The following is a 13,048-nucleotide window of genomic DNA, read 5'->3' on the forward strand; positions in this document are numbered from 1 at the left end:
CCCCCTTCGTCGTGCGGTGCTCAGCCGGTGGCCAGCGTGAACACGTGCAGGTCCGCGTTGTCCGGGAGCCGGACGCTCCTGATCGCCTTGCCGGCGGGCGCCGCGAAGGGCTTGGTGGCGAAGAGGTACGTCGCCACCGGGTCCTTGTCGGCGCCGGCGACATTGCGGTACGCGGTCTTGGCCACGACCTCGTTGCCGTACTGGACGGTGCCCCCTCCGCCGCCGACGGTCCAGTCGGTGAAGGAGAGATCGACGGTGCCGGTCGTGCCGTCGGTGTAGGTGACGGCCGCCTCGGCCCGCTGGTTGCCGTTGACCGCGCTGCCCACGAAGGACAACGTGCCCGCGGGCGTGGGCAGTTCGATCGTCTGACCGGTCGCCGAGACGTTGTCCGGGCGTCCGGAGGGCGAGTCCGGCCAGGTGAAGGCGAGGCCGTCGACCGTGCCGCGCCCGCCCGGGGTCAGGCCGGCCGCGGCGAGGGCCTGGCGGGAGTAGCTCCAGCCGCCGCCGTCGAAGTCGGCCTCGTCGTGCTCGCCCTCGTCGTCGGAGACACCGGTGTTGTCGTAGGCGGCGAGGAGGGTGCCCGGGGCGGCCACGGTCAGGGCGACGGGCTGCTGGTACGAGGTGTCGCCCGAGGTCACCGTGACCTCGACGTCGGCGAAGCCCTGCGCGGTGTCCCGCGCGGCCGTGAGGGTGATCTCCCGGGCGCCGTCGGTCACCGTGCCCTCGGCGGGCGTGGCCGTGATGCCGGCCGGGGTCCGCACCCGGAAGCGCACCTCGGGGCCGGTGCCGCCGTTCAGCGACAGCGCGCGGATGCCGATCCTCGTGCTGTCACCGGGTGCGAGCGTGGCGGCGGTCGGGCCGACACCGATCTGGTACGGCTGCTCGCCTTCCCGGAAGGACGGCGGTGGGCTGCCCGCGCCCCAGCCGCGGTCGGGGGTGGCGGACAGGGTGTAGTCGAGGCGGCCGCCGTCCCGGACGAAGGAGGCGGGCAGCCACGGCCGGTCGCTGGAGCGGCCGTCGACCTCGAGGGACCGGACGTAGGGCGCGTCGGCCGCGGCTCCGGACGCGCGGATGGAGATGTCGTTGCCCCGCGGCCGGTGGATCTCGACGCGCTCGAACAGCGGGGACGCGAGGACCAGTTCGGCTCGGGAGGGCACCTGCGGGTACATGCCGAGCGCCGAGAAGACGTACCAGGACGACATCGCGCCGAGGTCGTCGTTGCCGGGGATGCCGCCGGGCTGGGGGGACCACAGCTGCCGCATCGCCGCGCGGACGGTCTCCTGCGTCTTGTACGGGGCGCCCGCGTAGGCGTACAGGTAGGGCACGTTGATCGACGGCTCGTTGTCCAGCTCGGACTTGGTGCCGCCGTTGCCGGTGAAGGCCCAGCCGCCGTCGGCGGTGTGGAAGAAGTCGTCCAGCCGGGCGAGGGCCTTGTCCCGGCCGCCCAGCGCGGCGAACAGGCCCGCCGGATCGTGCGGGACCATCCAGGTGTACTGGGCGGCCGTGCCCTCGACGAAGCCGTTGCCGGTGCCGGGGGTGAAGCCTGTGACCCAGCTGCCGTCGGCCTTGCGGTTCGCCATGTATCCGCCGCTCGGATCGGCCGCGATGTCCAAGTTGTTCTGCCACCACTGGGCCCGGCGGGCGAAGGCGGCCGCGGTGCCCTTCTCCCCCGCCACCCGCGCGAGTTGGGAGATCGCGAAGTCCGCCGTGGACATCTCCAGGGTCTCGGCGGCGCCGCCCCAGGCGTTGGACACGCTCGGCATGTAGTGCAGCTTCAGGTACTTGTCGAGCGAGGGGCGCTGCCCCACCGACAGCACCGGCTTGCCCGCCGCCGACAGGTCCTGCCGGGTGGGTACGGTCGCCGCCTCGACCAGCGACTGCAGGGCGCCCTCGAGGTCGAATCCGGTGCCGCCGAAGGCGCGGATGCCGGCCAGGGCGGTCGGTGCGGGGTCGCCGTTCATGACGTGGGTGCCGCTCGCGCCGTGCAGCCAGCGGTCCCAGGTCCCGCCGTTCTGCCGGGCGAGTTCGTAGAGCGACTGGGCGATGTCGGAACCGGTGCGCGGGTCGAGGAGGGTCAGGAGCTGCACCTGGTCGCGGTAGACGTCCCAGCCGGAGAAGGTGCCGTACTGCGCGTGCTGCCGGCGGTCCACGGTGTGCGGCCGGCCGTCGGCTCCGCGGTATCGGCCGTCGGCATCGCTGATGACGTTCGGATGCAGCAGCGAGTGGTACAGCGCGGTGTAGAAGGTGGTGCGCTCGGCGTCCGTGCCACCGCCGACCCGGACGGCGCCGAGCCGCTCGCGCCAGGCCCGGCGCGCCGCCTGCCTGACGGCGTCGAAGGAGCGGCCCGGCGGGTTCTCGGCGGCGAGGTTCGCCTCGGCGGCCTCCCGGCTGACGTAGGAGACGCCGACCTTGACGTTCACCGGACCGGCGCCGGGCGCGAACTCCACGTAACCGCCCGCGCCCCTGCCGGCGACGGGCCGCCCGCCCTGGGAGAAGCCGCCGGTGCCACCGGACGCCTCCGTGGAGCCCGGGTCGAGACGGTCGTCCCGCCAGGTTCCGGTGGCCTGGAAGGCGCGGTCGAAGCGGGCGGTGAAGTACAGGGTGTAGTAGGCCCGCCGGCCCTCGGGATCGAGGTACCCGCAGAAGTTCCCGGAGGTGACGGAGCCGGAGATCGTCCGGGCGTCCGGGTCGATCGTGACCGTGGAGTCCTCCGAGCCGACCTCCGAGTTGGCGGTGCGCACCAGCAGGGAGGCGGGCTTGCCAGTGGGGAAGGTGAAGCGCGCCGAGCCGGTGCGCGTGGTGGCCGTGAGGTCGGCGGTGACACCGGAGGCGAGGCCCACCTTGTAGTGGCCGGGTTCGGCGGTCTCGTCGGTGTGGGTGAAGTCCGAGGCGTAGACGGCGTCCTTGGTGTCGCTCGCCGGGGAGGAGGTGACCTCGCCGGCGTACGGGAAGAAGGGGATGTCGCCGCCGCCTCCCGCGCAGCCGGTGCCGGACATGTGGGTGAGGCTGAAGCCGCGGATGCGCGTGGTGTCGTACTGGTAACCGCCGGGTGCGGCGGTTCTCGTGGCGTCACCGCGGGTGTTCTCCGGGCTCCAGGAGAGCATGCCGAACGGCACGACGGCGCCCGGAAAGACGTCGCCGCCGTTCTTGGTGCCGATCAGCGGATCGACGTAGGGCGTGGGGTCCTCGACGAGGTCGGGGGGAGCGGCGGTCGCCGCGAGGGCGGGAGCGGCGCCGCCGGTCGCGAGCAGAGCGGCCAGCAGCAGGGACATGGGTCGAAAGCGCATGGCGCGGCCCTTCCTCCTTATGGACGGGTCGCGCACCACCGGTCGCACAAGCCGCAGGGACAGTAGCGTGCGCCGCCGGTACCACGGAAGACCGCGTACGCCCGCGCAGGCGCACGGCCGGGATCACCCGCCCGGCCTACCGCAAGTGGGTTGACATCGTTGTCGGTTGAGGCGGTAAAGTCATGTACAGACCATAAGACAACGTTGTCGCGCACCACCGGTCACACAAGCCACTCCGTTCCCGCCCTCGGGGCCTTCCACCGCATCCGCCCCGAGCGCAACCCCCGACCCCCGGCCCCGTCCGTTGCAGGCGTGACTCCTGTGGCCAGAGTGACTCCTGAGGCATATGCAGCGCCAAAATATGCGTCCAACTCCTGGACCGGCATAGTCACGGGCATCCACCAGTGCTACAAATGCCGCATGTCGGACCGATTTGCCCGATTCAGGATTACGTCATGGCGTGCCGTGTTCGGCAGGAGCCCTCGCAGCGTCGCCGGGCAGGTCTTCCTCCTTCAGGTGGCGCTGGTGGTCCTGCTCGTGGCCTGCGGCGTCATCGCTCTCGTCCTGCAGTCGGAACGGGACAGCAGCACGGAGGCCAGGCGCCGTTCCATAGCCGTGGCGCAGACCTTCGCGCACTCCCCCGGCGTCGTGCAGGCACTGCACACCCGCGACCCGTCGAAGCGGCTCCAGCCGCTCACCGAGGCGGGACGCAAGTCCGCGGGCGTCGACTTCATCGTGGTCATGGACACCAAGGGCATCCGCTACACCCACCCCATCCCGAGCAAGATAGGAAAGCGGTTCGTGGGCACCATCGGGCCGTCGCTGGCCGGGAAGGTCTACACGGAAAGCGTCCACGGCCCGCTCGGCCACGAGGTACAGGCGACCGTCCCCATCGACGACGCCCACGGCCACGTCGTCGCCCTCGTCTCCGCCGGGCTGAAGGTGCGCAACGTGACCAGCCAGGTGGACCGGCAGCTGCCGATCATCCTGGCCGCCGGTGCCGGAGCGCTCGTGGTGTCGACCGGCGGTACCGCGCTGGTCGGCAGAAGGCTGCGACGGCAGACCCACAGCCTGGCTCCGGACGAGATGACCCGCATGTACGAGCACCATGACACGGTGCTGCACTCGGTGCGGGAGGGTGTCCTCATCGTCGGTGAGGACGGGCGGCTGCTGCTCGCCAACGACGAGGCCAAGCGCCTGCTGGAGCTGCCCGGCCAGGCCGAGGGGTGCTATGTGCGGGACCTGCCGGGCCTCGACCCGGCGACGGCGGAGCTGCTCCGGTCCGGGCGGGAGGCCAGCGACGAGGTGCTCTTCGCCGGAGGACGCCTGCTGGCGGTCAACCAGCGGCCCATGGACCGCGCGGGAGGCCCCAGGGGCACCGTGGTGACGCTCCGGGACTCCACCGAGCTCCGGGCGGTGTCCGGCCGGGCGGAGGTCACACGCGAGCGGCTGGAGCTGCTGTACGACGCGGGCCTGGGCATCGGCACCACCCTCGACGTGGTCCGCACGGCCGACGAGCTGGCGCAGGTCGCCGTCCCCCGGTTCGCCGACTTCGTCACCGTGGACCTGGCCGACGCCGTGCTGCACGGCGAGGAGCCGGCTCCCACCGCGACCGACATGCGGCGTGTCGCCGTCAGCGGCATCCAGGACGACCATCCGCTGTACGAACAGGGCCGGCTGATCGACTTCCTGCCGTCCACGCCGCAGGCACGCGGCTACGGCTCCGGCCGCTCCGAGCTGGTGACCGACCTGTCGGACGCGGAGGGCTGGCAGGCACAGGACCCGGAACGGGCCCGGCAGATCCTCGAGTACGGCATCCACTCGCTCGTCGCCGCCCCGATCCGGGCCCGTGGTGTCGTGCTCGGCATGGCGAACTTCTGGCGCTCCAAACGGGAGCCCTTCGACGAGGAGGAGCTGTCCCTGGCGGAGGAGCTGGTGGCCCGTGCCGCGGTCAGCATCGACAACGCCCGCCGGTACACCCGCGAGCACGCCGTGGCGGTCACCCTCCAGCGCAGCCTGCTGCCGCGGGCCCTGCCCGAGCAGAGCGCCCTCGATGTCGGCTACCGCTACCTGCCCGCCCAGTCGGGCGTGAGCGGCGACTGGTTCGATGTCATCCCGCTGCCGGGCAGCCGGGTGGCGCTGGCCGTCGGCGACGTGGTCGGACATGGCCTGCACGCCGCGGCGACGATGGGCCGGCTGCGTACCGCGGTGCACAACTTCTCCACGCTCGACCTGCCGCCCGACGAGCTGCTCAGCCACCTGGACGAGCTGGTCAGCCGCATCGACCAGAACGAGGCCTGCCCGGAGACGGCCGGGGAGATCGTGGGCGCCACCTGCCTGTACGCGATCTACGACCCCGTGACGCGCCGCTGCACCATGGCCCGAGCCGGGCACCTGGCGCCCGCGCTGGTCTCGCCGGACGGCACCGTCGTCTTCCCCGACGTGCCGGCCGGGCCGCCGCTGGGCCTCGGCGGCCTGCCGTTCCAGACGGCCGAGCTGGAGCTGGCCGAGGGCAGTCAGCTCGTCCTGTACACCGACGGCCTCATCGAGGACCGCACGCGTGACCTGGACGAGGGGATGGAGCTGCTGCGCCGGGCGCTGGCGGGGCACCCCGGCCGGCCGCCGGAGGGGAGCTGCCAGGCGGTCCTGGACGAGTTGCTGCCCGAGCACCCCAAGGACGATGTCGCCCTGCTCATCGCGCGCACCCGGGCGCTCCCGGCGGAGAACGTCGCCGACTGGGACGTGCCCCGCGACCCGGCAGCCGTGTCCGGGATGCGCCTCGCCGTGTCCGAGAAGCTCGCGGAGTGGGGCCTGTCGGAGCTGGGCTTCGGGATGGAACTCGTGCTGAGCGAGCTGATCACCAACGCCATCCGCTACGGCTCCGATCCGATCCATGTGCGGCTGATCCATGACCGCACGCTGATCTGCGAGGTGGCCGACGGCAGCAGCACCTCGCCGCATCTGCGGTACGCCGCGACGACCGACGAGGGAGGCCGGGGCCTGTTCCTGGTCTCGCAGCTGACCGAGCGCTGGGGCACCCGGTACACGCCGCACGGCAAGGTGATCTGGGCCGAGCTGGCAGTGCCGGACCTCACGGCGCTGCTCGGGGAGTGAGGGGTCAGGCGGGGCTGCGGTGGCCCAGAGGCGGGGAACGGGGTTCAGGCGGAGCTGCGAGCGGGCCTGGGGCCGGGGACGACTGAGGACTCAGACGGGGCCTCCCGAGCGGGCCCGAACCGGGGGGTGAGGACTCAGGTCTGTGCCGCTCCGCTGGGGGAAGCCTGTGTTCCGGCTGAGGGCCGGATGACCTGGGGCGCGCACGGCGGAGGGCCGCACCCCCGTCGCCGGGGATGCGGCCCTCTGCTGCCGTCCGCTGTCGCTTACTTGCGGATGAGGCTGCGCAGCACGTACTGCATGATGCCGCCGTTGCGGTAGTAGTCGGCCTCACCGGGGGTGTCGATGCGGACCACCGCGTCGAACTCGACACCGGTGTCGGTGGTGACCTTGACCGTGCGCGGGGTGGTGCCGTCGTTCAGCTCGGTGACGCCGGAGATGGAGAAGGTCTCCTCGCCGGTCAGGCCGAGGGAGGCCGCCGACTGGCCCTCCGGGAACTGCAGCGGCAGGACGCCCATGCCGATGAGGTTCGAGCGGTGGATGCGCTCGTACGACTCGGCGATGACGGCCTTGACGCCGAGGAGCGCGGTGCCCTTGGCCGCCCAGTCGCGGGACGAGCCGGAGCCGTACTCCTTGCCGGCCAGGACGACCAGCGGGATGCCGGCGGCCTGGTAGTTCTGCGAGGCGTCGTAGATGAAGGAGACGGGCGCGTCGGCCTGCGTGAAGTCGCGGGTGTAGCCGCCCTCGGTGCCCGGCGCGATCTGGTTGCGCAGGCGGATGTTGGCGAACGTACCGCGGATCATGACCTCGTGGTTGCCACGGCGCGAGCCGTAGCTGTTGAAGTCACGACGCTCCACACCGTGCTCGGTGAGGTACTTGCCGGCCGGGGTGTCGGCCTTGATGGCACCGGCCGGGGAGATGTGGTCGGTGGTGACCGAGTCGCCCAGCTTGGCGAGCACCCGGGCACCGGCGATGTCGGTGACCGGGGTGGTCTCCATCGCCATGCCCTCGAAGTACGGGGGCTTGCGGACGTAGGTGGACTCCGGGTCCCACTCGAAGGTGTTGCCGGTCGGGATCGGCAGCGCCTGCCACTGGGCGTCGCCCGCGAAGACGTCCTGGTAGGACTTGTTGAACATGTCCTCGCCGATGGCGCTGGCGACGACCTCGTTGACCTCGGCCTCGGAGGGCCAGATGTCCTTCAGGTAGACCGGGTTGCCGTCCTGGTCGGTGCCCAGGGCGTCACGGGTGATGTCCACCTTCATGGAGCCCGCGATGGCGTACGCGACGACCAGCGGCGGGGAGGCCAGGTAGTTCATCTTGACGTCGGGGTTGATCCGGCCCTCGAAGTTGCGGTTGCCGGAGAGGACCGAGGTGACGGCGAGGTCGTGGTCGTTGACGGCCTTGGAGACCTCCTCCGGCAGCGGGCCGGAGTTGCCGATGCAGGTGGTGCAGCCGTAGCCGACGAGGTTGAAGCCCACCTTGTCGAGGTACGGGGTCAGGCCCGCCTTCTCGAAGTAGTCGGTGACGACCTTCGAACCCGGGGCGAGGGTGGTCTTGACCCACGGCTTGCGGGTGAGGCCCTTCTCGACCGCCTTCTTGGCGACCAGGGCGGCGCCGATCATGACGTACGGGTTGGAGGTGTTGGTGCAGGAGGTGATGGCCGCGACCGTCACCGCACCGTGGTCCAGCTCGTAGGTCGTGCCGTCGGGGGCGGTGACCCGGACCGGGTTGGACGGGACGGCACCGGTGCCCTGGCCGTGCTGCGGGGCGCCGGCGCCGTTCTCCTGGTGACCGTAGGCCGGGGCGTCGGAGGCCGGGAACGACTCGTCGCTCGCCTCGTCGACCGGGGAGGCGGCGGTCGGCGTCTGCGCGACGGGGGCCTCGACGTAGTTGAGGACGTCCTTGGCGAACTGCTGGGCGGCCTCGGCGAGCACGATGCGGTCCTGCGGGCGCTTCGGGCCGGCGATCGACGGGACGACCGTCGACAGGTCCAGCTCGAGCTTCTCGGAGAAGTCCGGCTCGGCCTTCGGGTCCAGCCAGAGGCCCTGCTGCTTGGCGTAGGCCTCGACCAGCGCGACCTGCTGCTCGGAGCGGCCGGTCAGGCGCAGGTACTTCAGGGTCTCGTCGTCGATCGGGAAGATCGCGGCGGTGGAGCCGAACTCCGGCGACATGTTGCCGATGGTGGCGCGGTTGGCCAGCGAGGTGGCGGCGACGCCCTCGCCGTAGAACTCGACGAACTTGCCGACCACACCGTGCTTGCGGAGCATCTCGGTGATGGTGAGCACGAGGTCGGTGGCGGTGGTGCCGGCGGGCAGCTCGCCGGTCAGCTTGAAGCCGACGACGCGCGGGATGAGCATGGAGACCGGCTGGCCGAGCATGGCGGCCTCGGCCTCGATGCCGCCGACGCCCCAGCCGAGGACGCCGAGGCCGTTAACCATGGTGGTGTGCGAGTCGGTGCCGACCAGGGTGTCCGGGTAGGCCTTGCCGTCACGGACCATGACGACGCGGGCCAGGTGCTCGATGTTCACCTGGTGGACGATGCCGGTGCCCGGCGGGACGACCTTGAACTCGTCGAAGGCGGTCTGGCCCCAGCGCAGGAACTGGTAGCGCTCCTTGTTGCGGCCGTACTCCAGCTCGACGTTCTGCTTGAAGGCGTCGTTCGTGCCGAACTTGTCGGCGATGACGGAGTGGTCGATGACCAGCTCGGCCGGCGCCAGCGGGTTGATCTTCGCCGGGTCGCCGCCCAGCTCCTTGACGGCCTCACGCATGGTCGCGAGGTCCACGACACAGGGAACGCCGGTGAAGTCCTGCATGATCACGCGGGCCGGCGTGAACTGGATCTCCTGGCTGGGCTGGGCCTGCGAGTCCCAGCCGCCCAGGGCGCGGATGTGGTCGGCGGTGATGTTCGCGCCGTCCTCCGTGCGGAGCAGGTTCTCCAGCAGGACCTTGAGGCTGTACGGCAGGCGGGCCGAGCCCTCCACCTTGTCCAGCCGGAAGATCTCGTACGACTCGTCGCCCACCTGCAGCGTGCTGCGGGCGTCGAAGCTGTTCGCCGACACGACAGTCTCCTTCATTGATGTGCGCGTACCACCGTCAATCGTGCCGCCACGCCGGCTTGGCCGTTCCGTTGAGGTAAGGCTAAGTTAGGTAACCCTTACTCGGATGGCGGCTGCGGTGCACCCAGGCAGTTATCTCGATATCGAGATAACTCTAGTACATGGCCGCCGACTGGTCATGTCCGGACAGCCTCTGCCACGCCGGAGTTCGGTGGCATGGCTCACACGACACCCATCAGCGCGCGCAGCGCGGGTAACCGAACGGAGCGGCATCCGCTCGAATCCAGGCGAAGGGAGACGCCATGGCGCTCACGTTCCGCAAGAGCTTCCGGATCCTGCCCGGGGTACGGCTGAACATCAACCGGCACTCCTGGTCCATCACGACAGGCGGCAGGCATGGCCCGCGACACACCCACAGCAGCACCGGCCGTCGTACGACTTCGGTTGATTTGCCCGGACCTTTCGGGTGGCGTCGAACCCGTACGAGCAGGGACCATTGACGGACCATCACCCGAATGGACCCCCCAAGAGGCGCCATCTCATATCTGAGATAACCTCAACCTCATGTCAGACGACTACCTCGTACGCATCGGCAAGCTCATCCGTGACGCCCGGCAACACCGTGGCTGGACACAGGCGCAACTCGCGGAGGCGCTCGGCACCAGCCAGAGCGCCGTCAATCGCATCGAGCGCGGGAACCAGAACATCAGCCTTGAGATGATCGCCCGAATCGGTGAGGCCCTGGACAGCGAGATCGTGTCGCTGGGCTATGCGGGTCCGATGCATCTGCGCGTGGTCGGCGGTCGCCGGCTGTCCGGCGCCATCGACGTGAAGACCAGCAAGAACGCCTGTGTGGCCCTGCTGTGCGCCTCGCTGCTGAACAAGGGTCGTACGGTGCTGCGCCGGGTCGCGCGGATCGAGGAGGTGTACCGCCTTCTGGAGGTACTGAACTCCATCGGCGTGCGCACCCGCTGGATCAACGACGGCGTGGACCTGGAGCTGGTCCCGCCCGCCGAGCTGGAGATGACGGCGATCGACGCGGACGCGGCCGTACGGACCCGCTCCATCATCATGTTCCTCGGCCCGCTGCTGCACCGCATGGACCACTTCAAGCTGCCGTACGCCGGCGGCTGCGACCTGGGCACGCGGACCATCGAACCGCACATGATCGCGCTGCGCCGGTTCGGTCTGGACGTCGCTGCCACCGAGGGCCAGTACCACGCGCAGGTGGACCGCACGGTGCGCCCCGACCGCCCGATCGTGCTGACCGAGCGCGGCGACACGGTGACGGAGAACGCGCTGCTGGCGGCGGCCCGCCATGACGGTGTGACGGTCATCCGCAACGCCTCCTCCAACTACATGGTCCAGGACCTGTGCTTCTTCCTGGAGGCGCTCGGCGTCAAGGTGCAGGGCATCGGCACCACCACGCTGACCGTGCACGGCGTGCCGAACATCGACGTCGACGTCGACTACTCCCCCTCCGAGGACCCGGTCGAGGCGATGAGCCTGCTGGCCGCCGCCGTGGTGACCGAGTCCGAACTGACGGTGCGCCGGGTGCCGATCGAGTTCCTGGAGATCGAGCTGGCCGTCCTGGAGGAGATGGGGCTCGACCACGACCGCAGCCCCGAGTACTGCGCGGACAACGGCCGCACGCGCCTGGTCGACCTCACGGTCCGCCCCTCCAAGCTCGAGGCCCCGATCGACAAGATCCACCCGATGCCCTTCCCGGGCCTGAACATCGACAACGTCCCGTTCTTCGCGGCCATCGCGGCGGTCGCCTCGGGCCAGACCCTCATCCACGACTGGGTCTACGACAACCGCGCGATCTACCTGACCGACCTCAACCGCCTCGGCGGCCGCCTGCAACTCCTGGACCCGCACCGGGTGCTGGTCGAGGGCCCGACCCGCTGGCGCGCCGCCGAGATGATGTGCCCACCGGCCCTGCGCCCCGCCGTGGTCGTCCTGCTGGCGATGATGGCGGCCGAGGGCACGTCCGTACTGCGCAACGTGTACGTCATCAACCGGGGTTACGAGGACCTCGCCGAGCGCCTGAACTCCATCGGGGCGCAGATCGAGATCTTCCGGGACATCTGAAGGCTCTGGGAAAAAGCAGCGTAAAACCCCTCCTGACCTGCGCAAATACGAGGCAGGAGGGAACTCGTAGGAGCCTCTGGGAATTTTCTGGGACTTCTGGCCGGGCGGGGAGTCTTTGAGTGACATGCACGTCACGTGATCCGTCATCGGAAGGATGTCGACCTGGACGGCTCCCAGAAAATCCCTGGTCAGACTCGGTTTCTCGGCTTATCGTCCCTCGTGCAGACGCGCAGAGCGTCGAGCGAGCGTCAAGGCCAAGAGTCCGTCCTGCTCAGGGCTGAGCAGATTGCGGCAACCAGCTCGCCCGGGGATCCGCCCCCCATCCGCTCCGGACGCCAGCTCGCGGATCATGACCCTCGCAACGTCTCCGGCCGCCATAATATGGAGTCATGCCCTCCAGCCCACAGCACCCCGCACCCGCCCCGAGGAACGTCTCGGGCGCGGACGCCGAGGACCTCGCGCGGTACCGGGAGAAGTTCCGCCGCCGTCTACCGGAGTCGCTGGACGAGCTGCACGGGCCGGCCAACGGTGTCGTGGAACTTCCGCTGCACATGGCCTGGTCCGGGATGACCTCATACGACTTGGACAAGCCGCGCCAGCGTATGGGCCTGTACCGCACCGTTCTGCACGAGGGCCTGCACGACGATCTGCCCCGCTACCTCAACCGGGATCTGCTCCTCGACCTGTGGCCGGTGCTGCGCACCCTCGTCGGTCGTACCGTGCGGACCGTGTGGGAAGACGCCTTCCCCCAGCTCGCCTCCCGCACCCGGGCGGCTGCGTGACGGACATGCCGGAGCTGCACACGCGGCTCCTAGCGGATGTGATCGCGCTCGGTTCCCCGTATCCACTGGTTCTCACCGGTGGATACGCCGTGCGGGCACACCGTCTCGTGAACCGCCCCAGCCAGGACCTCGACGTCGCCACCGAGAACCCGGCGCCCATGGCCGACATCGCCGCCACGCTCCGCGCCGGCCTGGAAGCCCGCGGCTGGAAGGTGCACGCGCTGGAGACCGCCCCGCTGTCCGCCCGCTTCACCGTGTCCGACCCGGCCACCGGGCAGGAATGCGAAGTCGACATCCTCAAGGAGATCTTCTGGCGGCCGGTCGCCCAGAGCCCGTACGGGCCCGTCCTCGCGGAGGAGGACGTGATCGGGACCAAGGTCCGCGCCCTCGCCGACCGCGGAGCGCCCCGCGACCTGATCGACGTGTTCGCAGCCTCCCACCGCTGGACCAATACCGAGCTCGAGGAGTTCGGCCGCCGCCACGCCCGCGGCCGCTTCGAGCTCGAGGACCTGCAAGCGAACCTCACAGGCGCCGAGTGGACCGACGATGAAGCCTTCGCCGCCTATGGGCTCGATGACGCGGCCATCACTGCTCTCCGCGCCTGGGCCGTGGAGTGGGCCGACGACCTCGCAATCCGCCTCCTCGAAGAGTCCGATGATCCGGACACCTCTTGAGCACGTGGATGAGATCACATCTGCAGGTGATCAGAGCAAGTGTC

At 70.2% G+C, this 13,048-nt stretch carries 7 protein-coding genes; 5 read left to right on the top strand and 2 right to left on the bottom strand.

What is annotated here, in order from left to right; genetic code table 11:
- Window positions 1–20 precede the first annotated feature (20 nt).
- Complete coding sequence (locus tag AC07C1_RS04775) at window positions 21–3,287, bottom strand: GH92 family glycosyl hydrolase (protein ID WP_478936915.1); 3,267 nt, start codon at window positions 3,285–3,287, stop codon at window positions 21–23.
- A gap of 420 nt (window positions 3,288–3,707) precedes the next feature.
- On the opposite strand from AC07C1_RS04775, the gene AC07C1_RS04780 reads away from it, so the two are divergent.
- Complete coding sequence (locus AC07C1_RS04780) at window positions 3,708–6,401, top strand: SpoIIE family protein phosphatase (protein WP_478936916.1); 2,694 nt, start codon at window positions 3,708–3,710, stop codon at window positions 6,399–6,401.
- A gap of 263 nt (window positions 6,402–6,664) precedes the next feature.
- Here AC07C1_RS04780 and AC07C1_RS04785 read toward each other — a convergent pair whose 3' ends face one another.
- Window positions 6,665–9,472, bottom strand: coding sequence for an aconitate hydratase (locus AC07C1_RS04785; protein WP_478936917.1), 2,808 nt, complete (start codon window positions 9,470–9,472; stop codon window positions 6,665–6,667).
- 284 nt (window positions 9,473–9,756) lie between these two features.
- Here AC07C1_RS04785 and AC07C1_RS04790 point away from each other — a divergent pair, with 284 nt between their 5' ends.
- From AC07C1_RS04790 to AC07C1_RS04805, 4 genes are all read left to right on the top strand, one after another.
- Entirely contained in the window at window positions 9,757–9,954 is a 198-nt protein-coding gene (locus tag AC07C1_RS04790) for a DUF4236 domain-containing protein (RefSeq protein ID WP_478936919.1), read from the top strand.
- 64 nt (window positions 9,955–10,018) lie between these two features.
- On the top strand, window positions 10,019–11,548 hold the full coding sequence (locus AC07C1_RS04795; protein ID WP_478936920.1) for a helix-turn-helix domain-containing protein: 1,530 nt from the start codon (window positions 10,019–10,021) through the stop codon (window positions 11,546–11,548).
- A gap of 389 nt (window positions 11,549–11,937) precedes the next feature.
- A complete protein-coding gene (locus AC07C1_RS04800; protein ID WP_358641571.1) occupies window positions 11,938–12,330 on the top strand; it encodes a hypothetical protein in 393 nt (130 codons plus the stop codon).
- 5 nt (window positions 12,331–12,335) lie between these two features.
- A complete protein-coding gene (locus AC07C1_RS04805; RefSeq protein WP_478936921.1) occupies window positions 12,336–13,004 on the top strand; it encodes a nucleotidyl transferase AbiEii/AbiGii toxin family protein in 669 nt (222 codons plus the stop codon).
- Window positions 13,005–13,048 lie beyond the last annotated feature (44 nt).

Source organism: Streptomyces sp. NPDC045022 (assembly GCF_056432605.1).